At 71.8% G+C, this 24,689-nt stretch carries 17 protein-coding genes; 5 read left to right on the top strand and 12 right to left on the bottom strand.

The features are described 5' to 3' along the window. Positions 1 to 294: 294 nt before the first annotated feature. The 4 genes from nudC to ACQPZO_RS18640 form a co-directional block, all read right to left on the bottom strand. On the bottom strand, positions 295 to 1,326 hold the full coding sequence (gene nudC / locus ACQPZO_RS18655; protein WP_433342665.1) for an NAD(+) diphosphatase: 1,032 nt from the start codon (positions 1,324 to 1,326) through the stop codon (positions 295 to 297). Between the two features lie 2 nt (positions 1,327 to 1,328). Continuing rightward, the gene (locus tag ACQPZO_RS18650) at positions 1,329 to 2,942 is read right to left on the bottom strand and encodes a class I adenylate-forming enzyme family protein (RefSeq protein ID WP_433342663.1); all 1,614 of its coding nucleotides are present in this window, start codon (positions 2,940 to 2,942) and stop codon (positions 1,329 to 1,331) included. A gap of 2 nt (positions 2,943 to 2,944) precedes the next feature. Continuing rightward, entirely contained in the window at positions 2,945 to 3,256 is a 312-nt protein-coding gene (locus ACQPZO_RS18645; protein WP_433342661.1) for a phosphopantetheine-binding protein, read from the bottom strand. A 110-nt stretch (positions 3,257 to 3,366) separates the two neighbouring features. Continuing rightward, entirely contained in the window at positions 3,367 to 3,891 is a 525-nt protein-coding gene (locus ACQPZO_RS18640; protein ID WP_433342659.1) for a GNAT family N-acetyltransferase, read from the bottom strand. A gap of 91 nt (positions 3,892 to 3,982) precedes the next feature. Here ACQPZO_RS18640 and ACQPZO_RS18635 point away from each other — a divergent pair, with 91 nt between their 5' ends. From ACQPZO_RS18635 to ACQPZO_RS18625, 3 genes are read left to right on the top strand one after another with little or no spacing between them, the layout of a single operon-like run. Beyond that, positions 3,983 to 5,161: a hypothetical protein gene (locus ACQPZO_RS18635; RefSeq protein WP_433342658.1), complete on the top strand. Its 1,179-nt coding sequence runs from the start codon at positions 3,983 to 3,985 to the stop codon at positions 5,159 to 5,161. Positions 5,162 to 5,174: 13 nt separating this feature from the next. After that, positions 5,175 to 7,043, top strand: coding sequence for an ABC transporter ATP-binding protein (locus ACQPZO_RS18630; RefSeq protein WP_433342656.1), 1,869 nt, complete (start codon positions 5,175 to 5,177; stop codon positions 7,041 to 7,043). Beyond that, positions 7,040 to 8,899 (top strand): ABC transporter ATP-binding protein, encoded by a 1,860-nt coding sequence (locus ACQPZO_RS18625; protein ID WP_433342654.1) that lies wholly within the window; start codon positions 7,040 to 7,042, stop codon positions 8,897 to 8,899. Before ACQPZO_RS18630 ends, ACQPZO_RS18625 begins: the two co-directional genes overlap by 4 nt. Positions 8,900 to 8,980: 81 nt before the next feature. Here ACQPZO_RS18625 and ACQPZO_RS18620 read toward each other — a convergent pair whose 3' ends face one another. From ACQPZO_RS18620 to ACQPZO_RS18610, 3 genes are all read right to left on the bottom strand, one after another. Then, on the bottom strand, positions 8,981 to 10,174 hold the full coding sequence (locus tag ACQPZO_RS18620) for a glycosyltransferase (RefSeq protein WP_433342653.1): 1,194 nt from the start codon (positions 10,172 to 10,174) through the stop codon (positions 8,981 to 8,983). Between the two features lie 30 nt (positions 10,175 to 10,204). Continuing rightward, positions 10,205 to 11,365 carry a BtrH N-terminal domain-containing protein gene (locus tag ACQPZO_RS18615; RefSeq protein WP_433342651.1) on the bottom strand — a complete coding sequence of 387 codons (1,161 nt, stop codon included), beginning with the start codon at positions 11,363 to 11,365 and terminating at the stop codon, positions 10,205 to 10,207. Between the two features lie 141 nt (positions 11,366 to 11,506). Beyond that, on the bottom strand, positions 11,507 to 13,639 hold the full coding sequence (locus tag ACQPZO_RS18610) for a B12-binding domain-containing radical SAM protein (RefSeq protein WP_433342649.1): 2,133 nt from the start codon (positions 13,637 to 13,639) through the stop codon (positions 11,507 to 11,509). 650 nt (positions 13,640 to 14,289) lie between these two features. On the opposite strand from ACQPZO_RS18610, the gene ACQPZO_RS18605 reads away from it, so the two are divergent. Beyond that, on the top strand, positions 14,290 to 15,111 hold the full coding sequence (locus ACQPZO_RS18605) for a putative protein N(5)-glutamine methyltransferase (RefSeq protein WP_433342647.1): 822 nt from the start codon (positions 14,290 to 14,292) through the stop codon (positions 15,109 to 15,111). Positions 15,112 to 15,189: 78 nt separating this feature from the next. Here ACQPZO_RS18605 and ACQPZO_RS18600 read toward each other — a convergent pair whose 3' ends face one another. Together ACQPZO_RS18600 and ACQPZO_RS18595 are read right to left on the bottom strand one after the other, a co-directional pair. Next, on the bottom strand, positions 15,190 to 16,872 hold the full coding sequence (locus tag ACQPZO_RS18600) for a long-chain-fatty-acid--CoA ligase (RefSeq protein WP_433342645.1): 1,683 nt from the start codon (positions 16,870 to 16,872) through the stop codon (positions 15,190 to 15,192). A gap of 150 nt (positions 16,873 to 17,022) precedes the next feature. Beyond that, positions 17,023 to 17,736, bottom strand: coding sequence for a spermidine synthase (locus ACQPZO_RS18595; protein ID WP_433342643.1), 714 nt, complete (start codon positions 17,734 to 17,736; stop codon positions 17,023 to 17,025). Between the two features lie 140 nt (positions 17,737 to 17,876). On the opposite strand from ACQPZO_RS18595, the gene ACQPZO_RS18590 reads away from it, so the two are divergent. After that, a complete protein-coding gene (locus ACQPZO_RS18590; protein ID WP_433342642.1) occupies positions 17,877 to 18,020 on the top strand; it encodes a hypothetical protein in 144 nt (47 codons plus the stop codon). A 75-nt stretch (positions 18,021 to 18,095) separates the two neighbouring features. On the opposite strand, the gene ACQPZO_RS18585 is transcribed toward ACQPZO_RS18590, so the two are convergent. The 3 genes from ACQPZO_RS18585 to ACQPZO_RS18575 all read right to left on the bottom strand — a co-directional run bounded on the left by ACQPZO_RS18585 (position 18,096) and on the right by ACQPZO_RS18575 (position 24,509). Beyond that, on the bottom strand, positions 18,096 to 18,464 hold the full coding sequence (locus tag ACQPZO_RS18585; RefSeq protein WP_433342640.1) for a DUF4180 domain-containing protein: 369 nt from the start codon (positions 18,462 to 18,464) through the stop codon (positions 18,096 to 18,098). Continuing rightward, positions 18,457 to 18,915, bottom strand: coding sequence for a helix-turn-helix domain-containing protein (locus ACQPZO_RS18580; protein WP_433342638.1), 459 nt, complete (start codon positions 18,913 to 18,915; stop codon positions 18,457 to 18,459). The genes ACQPZO_RS18585 and ACQPZO_RS18580 overlap by 8 nt, the downstream gene beginning before the upstream one ends. A 128-nt stretch (positions 18,916 to 19,043) precedes the next feature. Further along, complete coding sequence (locus ACQPZO_RS18575; protein WP_433342637.1) at positions 19,044 to 24,509, bottom strand: carboxyl transferase domain-containing protein; 5,466 nt, start codon at positions 24,507 to 24,509, stop codon at positions 19,044 to 19,046. Between the last annotated feature and the right edge of the window lie 180 nt (positions 24,510 to 24,689).

Here is a 24,689-nt window from a genome sequence, read left to right as displayed (position 1 = left end):
GAGGCCTGCGGCCCCGCGGTACCACCCTCCTTGGCCGCGTGCGGCCCTCTCTCTTCGGGTGCGGTCGGTTCTACTCGGCCTCGCGGCCTTTCCTCCGACGGCTCCGGGGTGATCTTCCCGCCATGCAACACCCCCGGGCTTCCACCATCCCCGGGTCGCTCCTGGCTGCGTGCGGCGGTACTCGTCCCCATCTGCGCCTCGCGGCAATATCGTAACCCACGCGCCAGACCGTCGGAGCGGCCCCGAGGCCGGTGGCCAGGGGGCGACCGGTGGCGTCGGTCCGGTGCCCCGCCGTCACCCCTGCCCTTCGTCCGCCGCCGGGCGCCGCCAGGTCGGTGCCGAACGACCAGCCGACCAGCCAGCCGGGCCTCCTGCCCAGTCGGCGAGCAGTGACCAGGCCAGCGACGCCCGTGGGGGCAGGGCGAGGAGTCCGCCGGCGACGGTCTCCACCGGGGCGCCGGCGAGGGCCTCGGCGATCTGCCGACGGGTGAACCAGCCGGCGGCGGCGATCTCGGTCGGGTCGGTCCGGATCGGTTCCCGGGGATCCGCCAGGGCGCGGAAGCCCAGCATCAGGCAGCCGGGATACGGCCAGGCCTGGCTGCCCGCGTACCGGAGGCCGGTGAGCGTGACACCGATCTCCTCGGCGACCTCCCGGGCCGCCGCCTGCTCCGGCGACTCCCCGGGCTCGACGAATCCGGCGACGCTGGAGAACTGCCGGGTTCCCGCCACCATCGTGCCCGGCGCCCGGTGCGCCAGCAGGCAGCGCCCGTCGGGCCCGGACCCGCCGTCGTGCACCAGCACGAGAACCGCGGGGTCGACCCGCGGCCGGACCAGGGTGCCGCTGTCGTCGGCCCTGGCCCAGCCGCCCATGACGGGCCTGGTCACCGCCCCGGTGGCGGGGGAGTACCCAGCGGCGGCGTGCCAGTTCCGGAGGGCGGTCGCCGCGGTGAGCAGCGCCGCCTCCGTCTCGGAGAGCCGGTGCCCGATCCCGCGCAGGTTTCCCGTGCCCGTACCCGGGACGGCCGGCAGGGGCGCGACGACGGCGAAGACGGGTGTGCCGCCGATGGTGCCGAGGAACAGCCGTTCTCCCGGCGGTGCCTCGGCGGAGTCCATCAGCGGCAGCGTGGCGGACGCGCCGTCGGTGTCAGGCCGGTCGGAGTCCCGGAACAGGACGTCGCCGCCCCCGGAAACGTCGATGACCAGGACACGAGCTCGCCGCCAGGCGTCGTCGATCCATCGCTCGTCGCCGCGGCGATGGCGGCACCGGTCCCAGGGGCCCTGCGGTGCCACTGCGGCGGGCGTCGGGGCGGCGGTCCTGTCCGACATTGTTACGGCAGCGGTGCGTCGAGGTGTGCCGCGACCTGTTCGGCCAGCCTCGGCCGGAGGATCTTCCCTGTGGCGGTCCGGGGAATGGCATCGAGCGACAGGACCCGTCGCGGCACGACGGTGGTGGCGAACGAGGCGCGCAGCGCGGTGCCGACATCCGGCCGCTCGCCGGGGGCGAACACCACCGCTGCCACGATCTCGTCACCCAGGAACCGGTGCGGCAGGCAGACGCACGCCGCGTCGCGAACGCCCGGCAGTGCCCGTAGCGCCCGCTCCATCTCCTCGAGGGACACCGTCTCGCCACGTACCTTGGCGATGTTCTTGCTGCGTCCCGTGATGACGAAGTAGGGCCGGTCGTCGTCCGGGTCGCGCACCGCGAAGCCCATGTCCTGCGAATGGAACCAGCCGTGCCGGAAAGCCTCGGCGGTGGCGGCGGCGTTACCCGCATACCGGCTCATCACGTTGTGGCCACGCATGCAGAGCTCGCCGACCTGGCCCGGCTCGGCCACCCTGCCGTCCTCCAGCAGCACGGCGACCTCGTTGCCGGGCATCGCTGCCCCGATGGACGGGATGTCCGCCTCCAGGACCAGCCGGCGGTAGGTGTCCGGCGAGACGTCCGTGGGCACCGTGGTGGAGAAGTTGGTGGTTTCCGTCAGCCCGTAGCCCTGCAGGACCCGCACCCCGAGGCGCCGCGACACCTCCTGCGCGGTCTGGGCGGTCAGCGGCGCGGCGGCCGAGACGAAGTATCCGAAGTCGCCCGGCAACCGCGGCGACCGCCACGTGTGGGTGAGGGCTTCGAGAAGGCTCGGCACCACGCTCGCGATCCGCGGCCGGAACCGTTCGAGCAGCCGGGGGTAGCCGAACGGGTCGAACGCGTGCGCGAGCAGCACGTGGGCACCCGCCGCGAGCGGGCCCAGCACGGTGAAGTGGAGTCCGTTCACATGGTGGATCGGAAGGCACCCCAGGATCCGCTCGCCCGGCCTGATCCGGTGATGGGTGCGCAGCGCGGCGGCGTTCGCCACGACGTTGTAGTGCGACTGCGCCACGAGCTTGGAGGCGGCCGTCGATCCGGAGGTGCCGATGAGGAACGCGTCGGCGCCCGGTTCCACCGGCGCGTCCGACTCGCCACCCGGCGGGTCCGCCAGGGTGTCGGGGTCCGGAATGACCATCGGTGCCAACGCCGGGTCGAGGGAGACCGCCGGGGGGTGCAGGACCACCTTCGCCCCGGCGGACTCGACCTGCGGGCGCAGCCGGGCGACCGGATCGGCGGGGCTGAGCAGCAGCACCGCGCAGCCCGCGCGGAGGGCCCCGAGGATGCCGATGACTGACCGCGCGTCGTTGACCGGCGCGAGCGCCACGACGTCGCCTGCTCCCACCCGCGCCTCCCGGCGCAGCCAGGCGCCCACCCGCCGGCTCAGGCGGTCCACGTCGCGGTAGGAGAGCGTCGTCGTCTCGCCGTCCGCCGTGGCGGTCGTCAGGAAGGCGGCGTCGCCGAGCGTGGCGACCTGGCGCAGGAGAGTCGCCACGATGGTGCCGCCGTACTCCCAAGGCGGCCCGAAGGGGCGGCCGAGGTAGCTGTGGGCGAGCTCGTGATCCGTGGCCTGGGCTGTGCGCATGTCTAGGCGAACCTATTCGGGGAGTGGGGGCGGTCGAGGCCGCTCGGATCGGGCCCGTCGGCGCGGGTGGGTCCGCGCAGGGCCTCGACCGTGTCCGCGATGGACGTGACGGTACGGAAAGTGGACCAGTCGAGCATGTCGGACGCGAACGTGACCGAGAACTTCCTCTCGAGCAGGACGATCAGCTCGACGACGGCGAGGGAGTCGACGCCGAGCGCGGCCAGCTCCGCGTCGGGATCGTCCAGGGCGCGCGCGTCGGCAGCTTGGACGTACGGCCGCACCAGCTCGGTGATGGTCTTCCTCAACTCGTCCACTACAGAGTCCCGTTCCCTTCGGACGACAGCCGTGGGCTGTCCGTACCCGGCGGACCCCGTCGGGTCACGTCGCTGATTCGTCGTCGTTCGCAGCCCGCCGCCGCCGCGGGCTAGCTGGCGACGGGTTTCTGCAGCTGGACCCGGCGCACGCCGCCCTCCGTCAGGGTCGGCCCGTGCTGGGTGAATCCGAGCGTGTCGAGCATCCGCCGCGTCGCCAGCAGGTCGGGGTTGGCTTCGCAGCGCAGCACGTCCGCACCCTGCTCCTGAGCGAGCTCGACGGCCCGGCGCAGGCACCGGACACCGACGATCGATCCCTCGTACGCCGGCGCGACGGCCAGCCGTTGCAGGTAGACCGGGCTGGTGGCGGGCGGGTAGACGGAGAGGTCCAGGCCGTGCGGGGGCTCCTGGGACAGCGTGAACGATGCCGCCGCCTCGGTGCCGTGCCGCAACAGGTGCACCGAACCCGCCCGCACCCGGCGTTCGGTGGTGTCGAGGTTGCGGACGGGAGCGGTCATCCCGTACCGGGCCGCCTGGTGTCCGTCACTGGCACACAGCAGGGCGTGCGCCTCCGACGGATCCGTGGCGACCGCCCACGTCCACTCCATCAGCCCGCCGTCTGAGCTCTCACTGGACACAGCGGTGAATCCTGCCCGGCCGGTTCTTCCGTCGTCAAGCATGCCGTGGTGGCCGGTTCCCAGGTGATCAACGCTGGATACAGTGATCTCCATGACCGCCCACGATGTGTCGCCGCGTGCCCGGCCCACCTCGGCCGCCGAACGTCGGTTCGACCCGCCGGTTCGGCTCTCGGCCTGCGTCATGGCGCATCCCGCCCGGCAGACGGCCGCGGAGCGTCTCGCCGTGGCGCTCGCGGACTTCGACGCGGGCGTGGCGACCGACCCGGAGCCAGGCCGGCCCGGCGGCACGCTGCGCACCTCGCGCATGGCGTGGTCGCGGGTCGCGCCGGGCGCGACGCACCACCTCGTCGTCCAGGACGACTCCGTCCTGGTGCCGGACTTCGTGCGGCACGCGCTCGCCGGGACGCGCGCGCTGCCGGGGCACGCCCTCGGTCTGTTCACCGAGTGGGGGTCGTTCACCTCGTACGCCCTGCGGGTCGCCGCGCTCGTCGGCGCCGACTGGGTCGAGGTCGTCGACGGGTACATGCCGGCCCAGGCGCTCATCCTGCCGGCCGACGTCGCCCGCGAGTTCGACCGGTACGCCGCACGGGCCACCGCCGGCGACGAACCGGACGACGAGGTGCTCCTGGGCTTCCTGCGGTCGATGGGCGTGCCCATGGTCGTGTCGGTGTCGAATCTCGTCCAGCACGGCGACGAGGCGAGCATCGCCGGCAACGGCTGGCACGGCCTGCGCAAGGCCGCGTGCTGGCGGGCCGACCCGGTGACGCCGGGCGAGACCGTCCTCGACCGGATCGCTCTCGTGCCGTTCTTCTCCTGGTTCACCGGGGATGCCATCTGCCGGTTCCGCGATCGGCCGGCCAGCGAGGACTGGCGGCAGGTGCCGGCCATCGACCTGTTGCGGGCCTACGGCCTCGGGGACGACGACGTGCGGCGGCTGATCGCCGACGGATGCCCGCAGCGCCCGGGCGACGGCGGGGTGTCGGCCCACCTGACGCAGGCCCTTGTCACGGCGGCGGTGGCCGTGGGGCTCCTGGCAGGCGAGTGCGGTGCCCCCGCCGACGGCGGGCGGACCAAGGAACCGGTCGCGGCCGCCGCGCTGGCCACGCTGGTGCCGGGTGGACTGCGCAACTTCGTGGACGGCCAGGCCCTTCCCGTGGTGAGTGAACAACTCGCACCTGTCGTGGACGCGGCGGCGCAGTGGGGCCTGGAAACGGCGCGACGGACGTCCCGCCCCGGCCGCGACCTCCCGGCGGCGCGTCACCGTGGGTGACATGGGAGGTTCGGTGGCACCTCTGGCGCTCGCCATCAGGGATCGGTCCATCCGCTGGCTCCAGATGCTCCGCCTGTTGCCGCACGCGGGGCGCGGACTGGCCCTCGGCGCCCTCGCGCTGAACGTCACGCTCGGCCTGCTGCCGTCGGCGTTCATCGTCTCCACCAGCCTGCTGCTCTCTCGCGTGCCGGCCCTCGCCGCGGAGCCCACGGGGCTCTCGTGGGACGGCATCGTGGTCGTCTTCGCGGTGGCCCTGGGCGCGTTCACCCTGCAACAGCTGCTGACGCCGTTCCAGTCCGCGGTCACCGAGGTCATCGCGCGCCGGGTCGACGAGGTGTGTATCGGGCGGCTGCTCGACGCGGCGCTGGACGACGCACCGATCGCCCTGCTGGAGAACCCCGAGGCGCTGGACCTGCTCGCCGACGCGCGGGCGGCGTTCGAGCGGCAGGCGTACACCCCCGGCGACGCCGTCGGCGCGATCCCCGCGTTGGTGTCCCGTTACTGCCAGCTGACAGCTGCCGTGGTCCTCGTCGGTGTGGTGTTGAGTCCGCTCGCGGGGTTGATCCTGATGCTCACCGCACTGGTCATCCGGGTGGGAGTGCGCGGCACGCTCGGGCGGTTCGCGGCGGTGTCGGAGTCCCTGGCCGGTCATCGACGCAGGGCCGGGTACATCGCTGGCCTGGCGACCGGTGCGACCGCCGCCAAGGAGATCCGCGTGTTCGGGCTGCTCGGCTGGCTGCGTGAGCGGCTGCGCTCCGACACCATGGCCAATCTCCGGCCGATGTGGGCCGGTAGCCGACGCCTGCAGTTCTGGCCGTTCGTCGGGTTCTCCGCGGTCGGCTTCGTCGGCGGAGCGGTCGCCATCACGATGCTGGCCGTGGCGGCCGGCCGGGGGCAGGTCGGCCTCTTCGAACTCGCCGTCGCCCTACAGGGGATCCTGATCCCCATGCGCTTCGGCGTCTACTTCCCGGAATGCGATGTGCAGACGCAGTTCGGGCTGCACTCGTTCCACGCCCTGGAGCGTTTCGAGCAACAAGCGGGCGCCGCCCGGCCGGTCGGTGCGCGGGCGACGACGATGCCGGTGCGGCCGAGCCGGGAGATCCGTTTCGACAACGTGAGCTTCCGGTACTCCGCGGACGGTCCCACCATTCTCGACGGCCTGGACCTCACGCTCCCGGTCGGCCGTTCCACCGCCATCGTCGGCCTGAACGGCGCAGGCAAGACCACCCTGGTGAAGCTGCTCGCCCGCCTCTACGAGCCGACGAGCGGGCGGATCACCGTGGACGGGGCTGAGCTGGCCCGCTTCGACCCGGATGAATGGCGTCGCCAACTCGCGATGACTTTCCAGGACTACGTCCGCTACGAGCTGACGGTGGCGGAGAACATCGGTCTCGGTGCGCCGCGGCTGCTCGCGGACGACGAGGCGATCACGGCTGCGGCCGAACGGGCCGGTGCCCTGGACGCGTTGCGCGGAGCGCCGGATCCGCTCCGGACGCCGCTGTCCTCGCGCTATCCCGGTGGCACGGACCTGTCGGGCGGCCAGTGGCAGCGGATCGCCCTTGCCCGGGCGCTGCTGGCCGTGCAGGGCGGCGCCTCGGTGCTGGTGCTCGACGAGCCGACCGCGCAGCTCGACGTCCGGGCGGAGGTGGAGTTCCACGACCGGTTCCTGGCCACCGCGAAGGGGATCACGAGCGTCCTGATCTCCCACCGTTTCTCCACGGTCCGACACGCGGATCAGATCGTGGTGATCGAGCACGGCCGGGTCGTCGAACGCGGCAGCCACGACGAACTGATTCGGCACGACGGGCGGTACGCCGAGCTGTTCGAGTTGCAGGCGAAGAAATTCCGGATGGACCCGGCCGAACCGACGGCAGTGGGATGAGAAAGATCGCCCGCGCGGCCGGTTTCCTCCTGCGCCTCGGCTACCGAACCGACCGCCGCAGGCTGTTCACCGCGATTGTCCTGATGACCGTGGGCTATCTCGCGACGCCGTTGATCGGTGTCGTCCTCGCGGCTTTCACCAACGCGGCGATCGGTCGGGACGGCACGGTGGCCGTGCTGCTGGCCCTGGCCGTAGCCATGCTGCTGGTCTTCGAGCTGACCATGATGCACTTCGCGCACCTTTCCTACTTCGAATTGGGAGACCTGGAGCAACTGGCCATCACCGACGAGGTCGCCTCGATCGTCCACGGCAGCGCCGGCATCGACCACTTCGACAATCCGAGGTTCGTCGAGGCCCTGACCCTGGTGAACGAGAACCTGATCCGGGTGCGGAACGCGCTCGAGTCGACGCTGCAGTTGGGCGGAGTCGTGCTGCAGATCGGTCTCACCGCCGTGCTGCTGGTCAGCGTCGACCCGTGGCTCGTCATGCTGCCGCTCGCCGCCCTGCCGCCGGTGCTGCTCAGCAACCGCGCGCAGCGGATCATCGACGACGCCCAGGAGGCCGCCGCCGTCGACATCCAGGTGTCCCGGCACCTGGTGAAGGTGGCTACGACCGGAAGCTCCGCGAAGGAGATCCGGCTCGCGGGTGCCCGGGACGCGGTGATCTCGCGGCAGCGCGCTGCCTGGGCCACGACGACCCGCCGGCTGTGGCGGGCGCACTGGCGCAGCGCCCTGTTGCGTGCCGGCGGGCAGGTGCTGTTCGCGGCTGCGTACGGTACGGCGATCTTCCTCGTCGTCCGCAGCGCGGTGCGCGGCGAGGCGAACATCGGGCAGGTCGTCCTGGTGCTCACCCTCGCAGTTCAGGTCAGTGTGCAGGTGGCCGGTCTGCTGGGGATGCTCGGGACGTTGCAGCAGATGGGTCGTACCGTCGAGCGCATCGACGTGTTGCGGCAGTTGACGGCCGGTCCGGGGCGTGCCCCCGCGATCGGCCCGGTCCGTCCTGTTGTCGCGTCGCCGCCGATGTCGGATCCGTCGCAGGAGCCGGCCGGCCAGAAGGTGGTGTCGCGGACGCCCGCCCGGCTGCGTCGGGGGATCCGGCTGGAACAGGTCTCCTTCGCATATCCGGGCGCCGACGCGCCAGTGATCCGGGACGTCTCGATGGAGATCCCGGCCGGCAGCACGTTGGCGCTGGTGGGCGAGAACGGTGCGGGCAAGAGCACCCTGGTGAGGATGATCTGTGGCCTCTGCCAGCCGACCTCGGGCCGGATCACCGTCGACGGAATCGACCTGCGGGAGTTGACCCCCGAACACTGGCGGTCCCGGGTCGCCACGCTGTTCCAGGACTTCGCGCGCTTCGAACTGTTGCTTCGGGAGAACGTCGGGCTGGGCCGGCCGGCGGCCGTCGACGCCGACCAGGAGATCATGACGGCGCTCGACCGGGCCGGTGCGCGGGGCATCGTGCGGAGGGTTCCCGGTGGCCTGGACGGTCTGCTCGGGCACAGCTACGGGGACGGGACGGAGTTGTCCGGCGGGCAGTGGCAGACGTTGGGGCTCGCCCGTACCCTGATGCGCCGCGACCCGCTGCTCGTGGCACTCGACGAGCCGGCGGCGGCCCTGGACGCCCTGGCGGAACACGCGCTGTTCGAACGACTCGTGAACACCGCCGCGGACGTGCGCGGAGAGCGCGGAGTGATCACTCTCTTCGTGTCGCACCGTTTCTCCACCGTCCGGGCGGCGGATCAGATCGCCGTCCTCCATGACGGACGGCTGTGGGAGATGGGCAGCCACGACGCGCTGATGAGCGCGAACGGCCTCTACGCCGACCTGTTCACCGTCCAGGCGAGCGCCTACCGGTGACGGTGGCCGCGCGTCGGCGGCCGGGTCGCCCCGGCCGCCGACGGTGGGCGGCGTCAGATCGACGGCCACCCGGCCGACGCCCTACCTCGTGCGGGCGAATCTCCCGTCCACCGGGTAGCGGACCTCGGTGCGGGAGGACGCCGCCATGAACTCGCAGTAGGCGAGGTGATAGGCGAGGCCGGCGAAGTGCGGAACCGTCTCGTTGAAGAGATACGTGAAGTGGTCGATCTCGACGCGCCCGCGCCAGTCCTGCAGGAGAAGACCGGAGTTGCGGTGAGCGACCCCGCGCAGGATCTCGGCCGCGGCCTCGTACTCCTCCCGGGCCTGGCGGATCAGCCCACGGTTGATCTCGGCGTGCAACAGGTCGGGTTCCAGCCCGAGCGCCCCCGTGAAGGCCGCTTCGGCCTCCTCCAGCTCGTTGAGCATGAGGTGCATGACGCCGACCATGTTGAGGAAGATGGAGTCCTCCGGGGCCAGCTTGGCCGCGGTCTGGAACGCCGCGAGGGCGTCGTGCGGACGATCCGCCGCACGGAGCACGTGGCCGTGGTAGGCCCACACCCGAGGTGCCGACGGGTCCGACTCGACGGCTTTGGAACTCCACTCGACCGCCTGCTCGAAGTTGCCGAGGGCGCGGTGCAGGAAACCCGCGTAGGCGGGCCACAGGCCGAGGTCGGGGTAGTCGGCGATCTGCTTCTCGGTGAGGTCGAGGTAGCGCCGCAGCTTGGCGGTGCGGTCCGCGACCGGCCGGACGTTGCCGGGATGGTTGAGGACCAGACCCGAGGACGCGATGACGCCCCCCATGTCCTGCACCGCCTCCTCCACCGATTCGCCGACGAGCCGGCGGTACCGGATGTCCGGGTGGCTGCGGAAGAGCCGCACCGGGCGGTCGACCCAGATCGCGCCCACGGCGGTGAGATTGAACCGAAGGACGGTGTAGGCGAGATGGTCGTCGGGTGCCTGCTCGATGAGGGCGGCGACCCGTGGCCACTCGGTGGCGGGAAACTCCTCGTCCACGTCGAGGAACAACACCCAGGGCGTCTTCACCTGCTCCAGGGCCAGGTTCCGCGCGGCCGAGTAGCCGCCGTCCATGGTCGTCTGGATGAACGTGTCGGTGTGGGAACGCGCGATGTCCTGGGAGCCGTCGGTCGAACCCGTGTCCACGATGACGACGTCGCCGCAGACGGGCCCGGCCTCCGCGAGACACCTCGGGAGGAACGCGGCCTCATCCTTGACGATGAGGCACAGCGTCAGCTCCGGAATTTCGATCTTGTTCACCATTTCTCCATCTCTCGGATCAGGGCCCGGCTAACCGCGCCCCATCGCCCGCCGGACCGTCGTCGCCCAGGCCCGCTCGGCGGCCAGGGCGTCGTCGTAGGTCTGCGCGAGCGCGTCATCCAGCTTCCCGCCGTCGGCGAGCGCCCGCTCCACGAGCGCGCGCCACCGGCCCGCCGCGGCTCCCGCCGCGAGCTGGCAGGCCGCCGCGTCGGCGGGGCTCGCCCCAGCCCGGTACAGGACCAGCCGCGCCGCGGCGCCCAGGATGTGTTGGCTGTCCACGTACCCGAACTGACGCCACGACGACTCCGGCGCGACCCCGGCCAGGAACTCGGCCTTGGCCCGTACCGGCTCCTCGCCGGCGAGAACCGCGTCGGCCACGTCCGCGAGCTCGCTCGCGGCGCCGCGGACCACCTCGGCGGCAGTCGTCGGCGTCGGCCCGGCCGAGACGGTCAGGACCTGCCCGACCAGGTAGGGAACGCCGTGGGCCGCCCAGGCCGCGTGGGCGCGGGCGAGGTGTTCGCTCGGCACGTAGGCCGTCGTGCAGATGTCCCCGAGGACCTGCCGGAGGGTGACCGTCGGTTCGAACGGCACCGCGAACCGCAACGGGGTCTCCCAGGGGTCGAGCGGTGCCTGCCCGCCCGTCGAGTCGACGTGGAACAGCCTGGCGTTCGTCAGCGACTCGAGATGCAGCCCGTCCAGCACGGTGAACATCTCGCGCTGCTTGCGGTAGCCGGTCACCACGGTGACGTGCCCCGAGTGGTGGCCGTCGTAGTAGGCGCGGCACGACGGCAGCTCACCCATGTCCAGGGGGAGCAGCGGGACGCGGCCGTCGCGCAGGAGCCCGGCGAGTGTCTCCACCACGTTCTCGCCCCCGGAGCTGAACGTGTCGAGACGCAGTCCCAGGTGGGTGCGGAAGATGCGGTCCTGCACCGCGTCCACCTCGGCGCCCAGCCCGGTGTCCCAGCCCGTCGCGCTGTCGGCGCCCCGCCAGCGATCACCGACGTCGTAGCGATCCCACCGGTGGTTGTAGTGGACCCAGAGCTGGAAATGGACGTAGAAGGCGTCGTGCCGCTCCCGGCCCCACCGGGACGCGGCGAGCGCCCGGGGCACCCAGAAGCAGTGCAGCCCGTCCCGGTCGTACATGAGTGGAACGTGGGAGTGGGTGAAGCCGTCCAGGTCGATGTCATCCATGTGTTCCCCCACGCCCGTGGTCGTGCCGTATCGGCTCATCCAATGTCCGGCGTCCAGATCCGGTGTCGACGGTCATCCGTCTCCCGCTCGGGGCCAGCGGGCGGCGTCGGGACCGTCGTGCGCCGACGCCGCCCGCCCCGATCAGGCCGGCGGGGGCTCCTCACAGAGTTCGAGGTGCCGCCGCCGGTTCGCGTTGGTGCTGGCGAAGCTGCGCAGATAGATGCGTCGGATGTCGTCGTTGCCCCGTGCGTCCCAGAGCCGTTCGTGGTGCTGGTAGCCCTCGATCCGCAGGGAGAACTTCGCCGGTTCGGCGAGGGCGAAGTCGGCGAGCGGCTGCCTGAAGTTGGAGTCTTTCCATCCGACCAGGTCGTAGCCGGACTCCAGGACCACGATCTCGGGCACGGGCTCGTGCAGCGGGATGAACGACTGGATCTGCAACTGGGTGATCACGTCCAGCTGCTCCCGGAACGAGTCTGACGGCGCCTCACCGGTCAGTTCGTGGTGGAGCCGGAGGCCGCTCTGCGCGAACTCGTGGACGACCTGGGCGAACCGGCCCTCGGTGAACAGGTCGCTGAAGACCGCGTACTGGTAACGCATCGCCCCGAACTGGTTGTCGGTGACCTGCTCGGGTTGACTCTCGGCCAGCTCGCGGATGAGCTCGGCGACCTCCTCGCGGGTGTCGCGCATCATCGCCCGGTGGCCGGTGAGGAACCGACTGGCGAACTCGGCCAGGGTCGGGCACTGCTCGGGATCCGCCAGCATGGAGCGGATCACGGAGGTCGCCCGGACGCCGTTGGTCTCGAAGAAGAAGACCAACTCCCGCAGCCAGCCGTAGAACAGCGCGAAGTTGAAGAAGAAGATGAACTTGAAGAACCGGAGGTACTCCTGCTCCGGGATCGTCGAGGTCGCGACCACGAGCTCGTCCATCTCGAAGGTCTGCACGGAGTCGTACTCGGAGTATCCGTTCTCGGACAGGGCGAATCGGGTCTTCAGACCGAACTTCTCGCGGTACTCCGCGAAGGCCATCTCGGCCTGGTCGAGGATGTTGAGCGCGTAGATGACGACGTTGTCGAAGCGGTGGTCGAGAACCTTGTCCAGGGAGTTCGTGAAGGAATCGATCGTCTCACCGGGCAATCCGAAGATCAGCTCGGTGGAGAGCACCAGGCTGTGCTCCCGGGCGAAGGCAGCAGCCTCCTCGATCGCGGTGTCCTTGACGTTGACCCGCTTGATGTTCTTCAGGACCTGCTTGTCCAGCGACTGGAAGCTGATGTTGAGCGGGATGAGATCCCGCATGAGCAGGGTCACCTGCTTGACGTTCTTGGTCAGGTGCTTGTCGGTGTAGACCTGCACCACGGAGGGGTAGGAGAACGTGTCCTTCACCTTCCGGATGTGTTCGGCGATCTCGACGTCGCGGGGGAGGATCCCGAAGTTCTCGTCGGCGATGCGCAGCAGGGGATTCGACGTTCGAGCCTGGATGTAGTCGATCTCCTCCTTGACGCGCTCCACGCTGAACGCCCGCAGCTTGGACCACCAGTCGTGACCCGCCACGCAGAACGTGCACCGGTACGGGCAACCGCGTGACGTCTGGAGCAACGGGATGAACTCGGGATTCGCCAGGAAGTCGTCACACAGGCCGGTCAGGTAGGGCGACGGGATCTCCTCCAGGACGCCCACCCGGTCCAGCGGGTCACCCTGGAGGATCAGCCCCTCCTGCGTGAGCGAGTAGCACCCGTCCACCACCGTCCCCTTGACGTCGCTGGGGTCAGCCAGGCCCAGGCACGTCTCGACGAGGTTGGCGAGCGGGTGCTCGCCCTCGCGGGAGATGTAGAAATCGGCGGCCTGGTTCCTGCGCAGGCCGGCCTGCGCGATGGGCTTCTCGGTGGGGATGTTCGGCCCGGCCACCGCGACGACGACCTTGGGGTGTCGCTGCTTCACGACACCGATCACCGCGTTGGTCAGCGCGGTGTTCCACGAGTAGTTGCCGAACGCGAAGACGTCGGGCACCTGTTCGTTCAGCGCTTCGTTGACCTGCTGCGTCGTGGCGAGTTGCTTGATCTGGATCGCGTCGCCGAACCGCGCCTTCAGATAGGAGTGCACGTAGGTCATCCCGAGCGGAACCGTCACGCGCAGGTTTTTTCCGGTCGTGCTGTGCAGGTGCGCCAGGAAGACGACCAGCGGCCGGCCGATCGCGGCTGCCCGGGTGCCGTGCCCGAGAGTGCGAGCATTGAGGCTCTCGACAGGAATAAAGGTTTGTCCAGGCTGCTCGATGACCATGTTTGCCTGCCCTCTCGGCATGGTGGACCGGCGACTCGTCTGCCAGCTCGATGGAGCTGCCCGGGACGGTCGCTCGACGTGGGGGACGGAAGGACCAGTGTGGATCGCCGCAGCCGGCGTGAGCCTCGACAGCGTCAGGCCGGACATCATCGCGCCACTGTGGTGCGGAAGCGCGCCGACCGGCGTGCTACGTCGGGTGTGCCGATGTGGGAGGGGAGACGCGACGTCGCCCGCTCCCCCCGGAACGGGCCCTCAACGGATCCGATCCGGGGCTGCCGAGCCGAGGCTGGCTGTGCTGGGGCCGGCGACAGGCTCAGGCGGAGGGTGAACAGGGGATACCTTCAAGCCGCTTCCTTCCCGTGGAACGCCGGTCGGCGCGGTGATCTTGCCGAGGTCGGTTCGACGTTACGCGATCTACCGTCCTGGCACGACCCGTCACGGGCCTCGATTTCTCTGCGGCGGCGTATCCGTTTCGGGGCCCATGACGGTGTGAGACGTTGACGTCGCGAACGGTGCGGTGCCGGGGCGGGCGGCGGCAGGATGACAGGATATGTAGGCGCTGTCGGCATTTGCCAAGTCTTAGGTAGGTTCATGGAAATCTGTCTGGTCAGCCTCGCCGACCTCGCGGCAGGCGCGGCGGGGGGCCCGCGATGACCTCCCCGGCCACGGACCCCATGACCGCCACGGTCGGCCGGCTGCGCGCGGTCGGCTGCGTCTTCGCCGAGGACGAGGCGCGGCTGCTCCTCTCAGCGGCGCGCACGCCGGACGAGCTGGTAGCCATGACGTCCCGCCGGGTGGCGGGCGAGCCGCTGGAGGTCATCCTCGGCTGGGCGGAGTTCTGCGGGCTGCGCGTCGCGGTCGAGCCCGGTGTCTTCGTGCCCCGACAGCGAACCGCGTACCTCGTCGAGCAGGCGGTGGCGCTCACCCGGCCCGGTGCCGTCGTGGTCGACCTGTGCTGCGGCACCGGCGCGATCGGCGCGGCGATCGCGGCCCGGGTGCCCGGCGTCGAGCTGTACGCGGCCGACATCGAGCCGGCCGCAGTGCGCTGCGCCCGCCGCAACCTGGAGCCGCTCGGTGGGCGAACCTTCGCCGGTGACCTGTACGACGCGCTCCCGGGCGAGCTGCGCGGCCGGGTGGACGTGCTTCTCGTCAACGCGCCGTACGTGCCCACCGACGAGATCGCGATGCTGCCGCCGGAGGCGCGGGACCACGAGCCGCTGGTCGCCCTTGAAGGCGGCCCGGACGGCGTCGGCGTGCACCGCCGGGTGGCCGAGGATGCATCCCGGTGGCTGGCCCCGGGCGGTCACCTGCTCATCGAGACCGGCGAGCAGCAGGCGACGCTGACGGCGGCGGCGGTGTCCGACCACGGTCTGCGGCCGCGCGTGGTCACCTCCGAGGAGCTGTACTGCACCGTGGTGATCGGCACTCTGCCGGCCCAGGTGGCCCCGGGACTCGACGACGCGGGGCCGTGACCAGCCCGGTGGGCGGTCGGCGTGACCGACCCGCCCACTCCCCAGGTATCACGTCGCGGTACGAACAGGCCGTGCCGGTCAGTGTCCGGCGAGCAGCCGGTCGCGGACCTCCCGGCGCAGGACCTTGCCGATCTGCGAGCGGGGCAGGTCCTCGACGATCACCACCCGGCGGGGGACCTTGTAGCCGGCCAGGTGCTCCCGGCAGCCGGCCCGCAGCGCGGCCTCGTCGAGGTCGGCGTCGGGGTGCGGGACCACCGCCGCGACGACCTCCTCGCCGCCGTGCTCGCCCGGCAGGCCCACCGCGGCGGCGTCGCGTACGCCGGGCAGCCGGCGCAGCGCGTCCTCCACCTCGGACGGGTAGACGTTGAAGCCGCCGGTGATGATCAGTTCCTTGATCCGGTCGACCACCGTGACGAAGCCGTCCGCGTCCATCGTCACGATGTCGCCGGTGCGCAGCCAGCCGTCGGGCAGCAGCACCTTCGCGGTCTCCTCCGGGCGTCGCCAGTAGCCGGTGAAGACCTGCGGGCCGCGGACCAGCAGCTCTCCGGACTCGCCCGGGGCCCGGTCCCGGGACGGGTCGTCGGGGTCGACGACGCGTGCGTCGGTGGAGGGGAAGGGCACCCCCACGGTGCCGGGCCGGCGGGCGGGGGAGACCGGGTTGCCCAGGGTGACCGGCGAGGACTCGGTCATGCCGTACCCCTCCACCAGCAGGCCGCCGGTCACCGACTCCCACAGCTGCACGGTGGCCGGCGGCAGGGCCATCGCGCCGGAGAGGGCGTACCGGACGGAGGTGAGGTCGACGCCGCGCTCCCGGGCGGCGGTGGCCAGCCGCTCGTAGATCGGCGGGACGGCGGGCAGGAACGTCGGCGGGCGGCGGCGGGCCGCGTCGAGGACCTGGTCGAGGTCGAAGCGCGGGAAGAGCACCAGGGTCGCCCCGATGCTCACCGAGAAGGTCAGGCAGAGCGTGAGCCCGTACGCGTGGAACAGCGGCAGCACCGCGTACACCGTCTCCGCGCCGTCGCGCAGGCCCGGCACCCACGCGCGGCCCTGCGCGGCGTTGGCCCGCAGGTTGCGGTGGGTCAGGACCGCGCCCTTCGGGGTGCCGGTGGTGCCGCCGGTGTACTGCAGCAGCGCGGTGTCGTCCGGGCCGGGCGCGGGATGGTCGGCCGGCAGCGGCCCGGCGGCGGCGAGCAGGTCGGCCCAGCGCGTCGCGCCCGGGGCCGGGCCGGTCATCGCCGCCCGGGTCGCGCGGGCGCTGGGCAGCGGCAGCCGCAGCGCCCACCGCTTGAGCCGGGGCAGCGCGCCGGTGAGGTCCACCGCCACCACGGTCTGCACCGCGCCCCGGCCCCGCACCAGTGGGGCGACCTTGTCCCACACCACCGCCACCCGGGCGCCGTGGTCGGTGAGCTGCTGGTCCAGCTCCTGGGCGGTGTAGAGCGGGTTGTGCTCGACCACCACCGCGCCCAGCCGCAGCGCCGCGTAGAAGGCGACCACGTGCTGGGGGCAGTTCGGCAGCACCAGCGCCACCCGGTCGCCCCGGGCGACGCCGAGCCGGCGCAGCGCCTCCGCCGCGCGGGACACCTGGTCGGCCAGGTCCGCGTACGTGGTGGTGGCGCCGTAGAAGTCCAGCGCGACCCGGGGACCGAACCGCCGGGCGGCATCCCCGAGCAGGTCGACCAGCGAGCCCGGGGGCTCGGCGACGGTGGCCGGCACGCCAGGGGCGTAGCTGCGCAGCCAGGGCCGGTCGGCGGTGGGTTCCACTCGGCTCTCCTCGGGCGTCGGGCGGCCGGCGGGTGACGTCGTCGACCGGCCGCCAGCTAACCCTACGCCCCGGTAACCTACGGTCGCGTAGGACGGCCTTTCCCGGTCCCGCCGGCGCCATGCCTGCCCAGGCGGGCGGGCGCGGGTCGGCTACCGGCGGGCGACGTAGACGGTGTTGGCGGACTCCCGGCCCTGCAACGGGTTGGGAAAGCGGACGACGTGGGCCAGCGAGGTCGGGAACACCCCGGTGAGCACCCGCTGGAAGTCGGTGTCCGGCGGGTCGTTGGACCACAGCGCGAAGACCCCGTCCGGGTGCAACAGGTCGGCGAGGCGGCGCAGGCCGTCGGCCGTGTAGAACGGGGCGTGACTCGGGTGCAGCACGTGCCGGGGGGAGTGGTCCACGTCCAGCAGGATGGCGTGGAACCGCCGGCCGGTCTCGTCCGGGTCGAAGCCGGCCCCGTCGGTCACCGCCGCGAAGAAGTCCGCCCGGACGAACCGGGTGCGCGGGTCGTCGGCCAGCCCCGACGCGAACGGCAGCAGGCCCCGCCGGTGCCAGTCGATGACGTCCTCGATCGCCTCCACCACCACCAGGGAGCGGACCCGGGGGTCCTCCAGGGCGGTGCGGGCCGTGTAGCCGAGGCCCAGGCCGCCGACCACGACGTCGAGGGCCGTGCCGGCAAGCGGCGCGAGCCCCAACCGGGCCAGCTCGATCTCCGCCACCGGGAAGAGGCTGGACATCAGGAACTCGTCGTCCAGCTTGACCTCGTACACCTCGCGGTCCAGCGCGGCGTCGTGCCGCCGGCGCAGGCTGATCTCGCCGATCGGGGTCTCCCGCCAGGCCAGTTCCTCGAATCGCACGCCCACGCGGTTTCCTCACTTCGGCCGGGGTCCGAGCGGATGCTACCGCCCGTGCACGCCCGGCCGCCGCAGCAACCCCATCCGGTACGCCCGCGGCGCTTCCTCCGATCCGTCCTGGGTGACCCCGCCCGGAGGCGATCGAGCCGGTGCAGTTGCTGCGGCTGGTCGGGGCCGCCCCGGTCATCGCGGTGGAACCCCTCGTGGTGGCCCGCGAGCGGGCGCTGACCCTCGGCGCGGACGCCGCCCGAGCCCGCCCGCGCCCCGCCCGCCCTCCCAACATCGTGCTCTAACACGGAATGAGTGGCCTCCCGGCGCGTAGGAGGCCACTCATTCCGTGTTAGAGCGTGATCAGGTGGGGTGGGGGTTCAGGCTGGGGTGGTCAGACGGGCTTCGAGGGCGTCCAGGTCGGGGAGGAACCACACGTGCTCGGCCCGGTTCGACTCGTGGACCAGGGCGCGCAGGGCCGAACTGGCCGCCAGGTGCCGCGAGATGTCGCCGATGACAGCCAGGCGTAGCCGGTAGTTGACGAACTTCTGCATGACCTCGCCCGCGAATTGGGTGCCCAGGGTGAAGAAGTCCTCGTCCAGCCGGCTCGCCGGCACGGCCACCACCTCGGCGCCGAGGAAGGCCGCGCCGATCAGGTCCAGCGCGTCCTGCACGGTCGCCACCGGCGGGCCGGCCGGGTCGCAGACCAGCACGGCCACCCCGGCCAGTTCCCGTACCTCGTCAGGCATGGTCGACCTTCCCGGCGAACAGGCCGTTGTCGCCGTCGAGCACCGCGTCGAGCAGGCGCAGCAGGTCGGCGGTGCTGGCGGCGTCGCCCAGGATCACGATCTTCATTCGGCCTCGTTCCTCGTCGTGGACGGTCTGGATACGCAGCGGGCGCGCGGGGTCGTGACCGGTGTTCGCGCCGGCCAGGACGAGCGTGCCCAGCCGGTCGGCCGCCGTCCGGTCGACGCCGTCGATCTGCACGATGCTGGACACCTCCACCGACGCGCCACCGGCCCGGGTCGGCAGCGGCTGGGACCGCCCGGTGAGCGCGTCGAGATCGGCGCGGGCGATCCGGTACTGCTTGCCGATCCGCACCGCTGCGAGCCGGCCCGAGCGGATGTAGCCGCGGACCGTGCGCACGTGCAGCCCGAGCAGCTCGGCCACCTGTTCGACGGAGTACATTTCTTCCTTCATCGTTCCCCATTCTAGGTGTGATGGGGAACGATAGGGAGCCTGGGGTGCCCCGCAGGGGTCGCTAGAACAGGAAACCGTGGCCTCGTTCGCGCGGAGGCCACGGTTTCCTCAAGGTTGCAGCGGGATCGTCAGCGCAGGCGGGACTCGATGGACTCGATGATCCGTGGGCGCAGTTCCGCGGCGCGGATGACGGCGTCGACGGAGCCGACCTCGACCGCGCGCTGGATGTTGTGCACGCGGTCGAACTCCGTGGCCACCTCGCCGAGCTTCTCCGGGCGGACCGTCGCGCGGAGCTCGTCGAGCTCGGCGGTCAACGCGGCGCGGTCGGCACCGGAGGCCGCCGCGACGCGGGCCTCCAGGTCCCGCACCCGCGGGTCGGCCGCGGTGCGGGCGTTGACGTCGCCGGAGAACACCACCGCGGCGGCGGGGGCGCCGCCGAGCACCGAGGCGAACGAGCCTTCCAAGGCGAGCACGGTCATGTTCGGGTTCAGTGCCTTCGAGAACACCACGAACGCACCGCCGTGGTACCGCGAGATCACGCAGAACACGATGGGCCCGCGGAAGTTCACGATCGCGCGGCCGATCTCGGCGCCGTACTCCAACTGCAGCTTCCGCATCGACTCCGGCGAGCCGTCGAAGCCCGACAGGTTCGCCAGCACCACCAGCGGCCGGTTGCCGCTGGCCGCGTTGATCGCCCGCGCGGCCTTCCTCGACGACTGCGGGAACAGCGTGCCAGCCGTGTAGGTGTCGGGGCCGTCGGTGGGCGGGAAGCCTCGCCGAGACACCGACCGTGACTCGATGCCGAGCAGGCACACCGGCATGCCGCCGAGATGCACGTCCTGCACCACCGCGGTCTCCGCGTCGGCCATGCCCGCCCAGCGTTCCAGCACCGGGTGGTCCTGGTCGGAGAGCGCCCGCATCACGGACCGGATGTCGAACGGCTTCTTGCGGTCCGGGTTGGCCTCGGCGGAGAAGATCTCGCCGACGGTGGTGAAGTCGCTGCCCGCCACGGTGTGCGGGAAGTCGGAGATGTCGCGGTCGACGGGGTCGGTCGTCCTCGCCCGTCGCGGCCCCTCCTCGCCGGGCGCGACGTACGTGTGGTCGTAGTGCGACATCAGCACGGCCCGCGCGGCGGTCAGACTCGGCGCCCAGTACTGCGCCTGCCCGTTCGGGCCCATCACCCGGTCGTAGCCGCCGATGCCGAAGTTGTCCTCGGCCGACACGCCACCGGAGAAGTCGAGCGACTGCTTGCCGGTGAGCACCATCGCCGAGTCCGGCGTCATCACCAGGATGCCCTTGGTGTGCATGAGCATCGTCGCCTCGGCGTTCCAGTACGGCTGCGCGCCGACGTTGATGCCCGCGACCACGATGTTGATCTCGCCGCCGTCCTGGGTGAACTCGACGATCCGCTTGAGCGTCGCCGCCACCCAGTCCATGTTCTCCGTGCCGGACTCCATGGAGATCCGCGCGCCGGAGGACAGCGCGTACCACTCCAGCGGCACCTGCATCCGCTCGGCCAGGTCCAGCGCGGCGATCACGCGGCGGCACTCCGGCTCCGACAGCGCCCCGAGCGACTTCGTCGGGTCGCCGAGCAGCACGACCCTGGTGACGCCCTGCGGGTGTCGCCGGGTCGGCGTGGCGACCACGCCCGCGACGATCGCCGCCCTGTTGCGGCCCTTGGGCCGGTCGACCGGCACCAGCACGTGGTTCTCGTCGAGGTCGTGCTCGACGAAGTGGCCGAGCAGCCCGGTCAGCTCGTACGGGTACACCGTGTTGCGGCTGCTCGCCCGCAGCACCTTCAGCCGGTAGTCGTCGAGCGGCTCGACCGGCTCGTCCGACGGCTCGCCGAGGATCAGCTCGGAGCCGCCGGTGGCGTCGAAGGAGATGCGTACCGCGATCTTGTTCAGCTCGCCGGTCGTCCGGTCGCGCTGCCGCGCGATGAACAGGATCTCCTCCAGCCCGGCGCCCGCGGTCGTCGGCAGCACGCGCCCGGCGATCGTCTCCAGTTCGGCGCGGGTGAGGTCGCTCGGCGGCCAGACGTAGATCACGATCCGGTTGGTGTTGAAGCGCTTCTTCGACGGCCGCCGCGACTGCGCGCGGCGGATGGAGTCGAGGCAGGTGGCGACGGTGTCCTCGGCCGTGGGCAGCGCGACCAGCCTGCCGTCGTGCTCGCGCAGCTCGGCGAGGTCGCGCACCTGGGCGAACGCGACGAGCCGGTCGTCCGACGGGTTCTCCCGTGCCTCGCACTGGAAGAGGTAGACCTCCTCGTCCGACGACGGCAGCCGGGTGAGGTCGAACTTGCGCAGCCGCTCAAGCTGCATCCGCTGCGCGATGTACGGGTGCAGGCCGCGGATCAGCCGCTCCTCGGCCATCCCGGTGGTCGACGGGCGGAACGTGAAGTGGTGGTGCATCACCGCGCCGCGGCTGCCCGCGACGGTGGCGGTGAGCCTGCTGACGTGGCTCGGCAGCGGGTGCGCGGCGATGACCTCGTGCAGGGCGGCGGCCATCGCGTCGGTGTCCTCGGGCTGCCCCTCCCACGCGAGGTAGATGTCGGCGTCGATGGCCTCCTGGCCGCTCGCCAGCTCGGCGAGCCCGCGCAGCGCGTCGCCCAGCGACTCGAACCTCACCGCGGAGGTCACCAGCCGCGAGCCGGCCCGCTCGGCGACCACGAATCTGCAGCCCGAGACGTCGCCGGTGCGGACACCGGTGAGGCCCTTGTTGCCGTAGTACCGCCGGGTCAGCACCTCCAGCAGCACCGAGTTGTCCACGGCGCCCCGGACGAGTCGCTGGCCGAGCAGCCGTACCAGCGGCTCGGTGCTGCGTACCATCTCGGCGATGCGCTCGGCGCGGTCCGGCGTGTCCGGGTGCTCGTCGAGGAAGCGCAGGTGCTTGCGGACGCCGGCGTACACGAGGGCGCGGTTGCGGCGCAGCAGCGGCTGGCCGAACCAGGCGAACACCACGCCGCGGGCGAGGTCGGCCACCACGGGGAAGCGGACCTGCGTCGCGGCGACCAGCCGTTCCAGCGCGAGACCGGCGGGCTCGCGCAGCGTCTCGTCCGGCGGCGGCTCGCGCAGCCACGCCCGCAGCAGCGTCGTGACGACCATGGCGTCGGTCGACGCCCGCTGCAGCGCGAGGAAGATCCGGAACACGGCGGCTTCGAGCTCGGGCGAGCGCTCCAGGTCGGGTACGCCGTAGTGCCCGAGGGCCTTGGCGAGCTTGGCCTGGAACGCCTCCGGCAGCCCGGCCCGCTCGACGTCGAGGCTCTGCAGATAGGTGTGGAAGTGCTCGCGGTCGCTGTGCACGTGGCCGTCGCCGCCGCCGTCCTCACCCGCCGGCCGGTTGCGGCTCAGCTCCGTCAGGTCGGCGAACAGGGAGACGAGTTCGAGCTCCTCGGCGAGGGGCCGCGCGCGGTCCTCGGTGATCTTCCGGCGTGCGGCGAGGTAGTCGTCGAGCACGCGGCGCTCGTCGTGCGGGTCGACGTCGTAGCCCAGCAGCAGGCTGCGCAGGTCTTCCTGGCCGCGCCGGGTGCGCTCCCGCGCCGGGACCTCCTCGGGCGCGGCGGGCAGGTCCAACTCGACGGCGCTGCCGGCCGAGGCGTTCTCGGCCTCGGCGTCGTCGTCGGCGAGCGGCTCCAGCCGCAGCAGCGGGGCGCCGGTCTCCACCTGGCTGCCCACGAACACGAGGCATTCCTTCAGCCGCGCCTTGAACGGCGCCCGCAGCACCGTTTCCATCTTCATGCTCTCCAGCACCAGCATCGGAGCGCCCGCCTCGACCTCGCCCCCGACCTTCAGCGGCGTCGCGACGACCAGCGCGGGCGCGGGGGAGCGGACGACGCCGCCCTCGTCGCGGCTGACCCGGTGCGTCACGCCGTCCACCTCGACCAGGTGGATCGGCCCGTACGTGCTGGTGAGCAGGCGGTACCGGGTGCCGTTGACGAGAATCTGCCCGGTGTGCCGGTCGAAGCGGTCGAGCTCGACGTCGGCGGTGCGGACGTCGTCACCCGCCTCGACGCCGACGCGGAACCGGTGCGCGCCGACCCGTGCCACGCGCACGCGGTAGCCGGCGCCGCGCAGCTTCAGATCCAGCGGGCGGCCGCTCTCGTGCTGCACCTGCGGGCGTCCGCCGAACGCCGTCGACACCAGCCGCTGCCGCTCGGCGCGTTCCTCCTCCTCGTACGCCTCGATGGCGGCGGCGGCCAACGCGACGGCGGAGTGCCGGTGCGTGACGAGCCGGCCCTCGCCGCGGACGCGGTCGATCCAGCCGGTGTCCGCGCTGGCGTCGATCACCTCGGGCTGGTCGAGTAGGTCGAGCACGAAGCTCTTGTTCGTCGCGCCGCCCTCGATGATCACCGTGGTCTGGGCCATCGCCCGGCGCAGCCGGCCGAGCGCCTCGTCGCGGTCGCGGCCGTAGGCGATGATCTTCGCGATCATGGAGTCGAAGTCGGCGGGGATGGTGTCGCCCTCGCTGACTCCGGTGTCCACCCGGATGCCCGGCCCGGCGGGCAGGGCCAGCCGCGCGATGCGGCCCGGGGAGGGCGCGAAGTCGCGGTCGGGGTCCTCGGCGTTCAGCCGGGCCTCGATGGCGTGCCCGCGCTCCGCCGGCGGCTCACCTTCGAGCCGTCCGCCCGAGGCCACGTGCAGCTGCGCCTTGACCAGGTCGAACCCGGTGGTGGACTCGGTGATCGGGTGCTCGACCTGCAGGCGGGTGTTGACCTCGAGGAACGCGAACAGCCTGTCGCCGGGGTGGTAGAGGAACTCGACGGTCGCCGCGCCGCGGTAGCCGACCGCGAGGGCCAGCCGTTCGGCCGACGTCTTGAGCTCGGCCGTCTGCGCGGGGCTGAGGACCGGCGACGCCGACTCCTCGATGACCTTCTGGTTGCGTCGCTGCACCGAGCAGTCGCGGACCCCGAGCGCCCAGGCGGTGCCCTCGCCGTCGGCGATCACCTGGACCTCGACGTGCCGGGCGCCGGTGACCAGGCGCTCCAGGAACACGACGCCGCTGCCGAACGCCCGCGCGGCCTCCTGGCTGGTGCGCTCGTAGGCGTCGGCGAGTTCGGCCTCGTTCGTGACCACGCGGATGCCGCGCCCGCCGCCGCCCGCGGTCGCCTTCAGCATCAGCGGGTAGCCGATCCCGGCCGCCGCCGCCAGCGCGGCGTCGAGGGTCTCGACCGCGCCGCGGCTCCACGGCGCCACCGGAACGCCGACCTCCTCGGCGATCAGCTTCGCGCCGATCTTGTCGCCGAGCTTGCGCATGGCCTCCGCGCTCGGCCCGACGAAGGTGACTCCGACCTTCTCGCACAGCTCCGCGAACGCCGGGTCCTCCGCGACGAAGCCCCAGCCGACCCAGGCGGCGTCGGCCCCGGTCTCCACCAGCGCGCGTTCCAGCACCTTCAGGTCGAGGTACGGGCGCGCGGACGCGGGACCGAGGTCGTAGGACAGGTCCGCCTCGCGGACGAAGGTGGCCGTACGGTCGACGTCGGTGTGTAGGGCGACAGTCTCGATTTGGGTCCTGGTCTCCGCGGCGATGTCCCGTACGGCGTGGATGAGCCGCATGGCGGCCTCACCACGGTTGACGATGGCGACACGACTGAACACCCGACCGAACCTTTCTGTAGTCCGACGACGGGTGTGCCGCGACACGGCGACCCCCGGCAGTGTTCACCCTTCCGTCTGCCGGTGGGGAACGCCATGTCGCAGACAACGCACGCTGGACGGCACCAGTTGTAGGAAACCTACAAAGACCGTTGGCCGCACACGCCTAACCAGGGCGGGTGC

This window comes from Micromonospora sp. CA-111912, assembly GCF_050948415.1.
Classification (GTDB): Bacteria; Actinomycetota; Actinomycetes; order Mycobacteriales; family Micromonosporaceae; genus Micromonospora.
The sequence above is the reverse complement of the archived record's forward strand: the minus strand, read 5'-3'. Positions and strand labels throughout refer to the sequence as shown.

Excerpts from the sequence above, each read along its gene's own strand:
- ACQPZO_RS18650 (WP_433342663.1), bottom strand. The coding sequence starts at position 2,942 with ATGCGCACAGCCCAGGCCACGGATCACGAGCTCGCCCACAGCTACCTC.
- ACQPZO_RS18585 (WP_433342640.1), bottom strand. The coding sequence starts at position 18,464 with ATGCCTGACGAGGTACGGGAACTGGCCGGGGTGGCCGTGCTGGTCTGC.
- ACQPZO_RS18615 (WP_433342651.1), bottom strand. The coding sequence starts at position 11,365 with ATGGATGACATCGACCTGGACGGCTTCACCCACTCCCACGTTCCACTC.
- nudC (WP_433342665.1), bottom strand. The coding sequence starts at position 1,326 with ATGTCGGACAGGACCGCCGCCCCGACGCCCGCCGCAGTGGCACCGCAG.
- ACQPZO_RS18605 (WP_433342647.1), top strand. The coding sequence starts at position 14,290 with ATGACCTCCCCGGCCACGGACCCCATGACCGCCACGGTCGGCCGGCTG.
- ACQPZO_RS18625 (WP_433342654.1), top strand. The coding sequence starts at position 7,040 with ATGAGAAAGATCGCCCGCGCGGCCGGTTTCCTCCTGCGCCTCGGCTAC.
- ACQPZO_RS18580 (WP_433342638.1), bottom strand. The coding sequence starts at position 18,915 with ATGAAGGAAGAAATGTACTCCGTCGAACAGGTGGCCGAGCTGCTCGGG.
- ACQPZO_RS18610 (WP_433342649.1), bottom strand. The coding sequence starts at position 13,639 with ATGGTCATCGAGCAGCCTGGACAAACCTTTATTCCTGTCGAGAGCCTC.
- ACQPZO_RS18635 (WP_433342658.1), top strand. The coding sequence starts at position 3,983 with ATGACCGCCCACGATGTGTCGCCGCGTGCCCGGCCCACCTCGGCCGCC.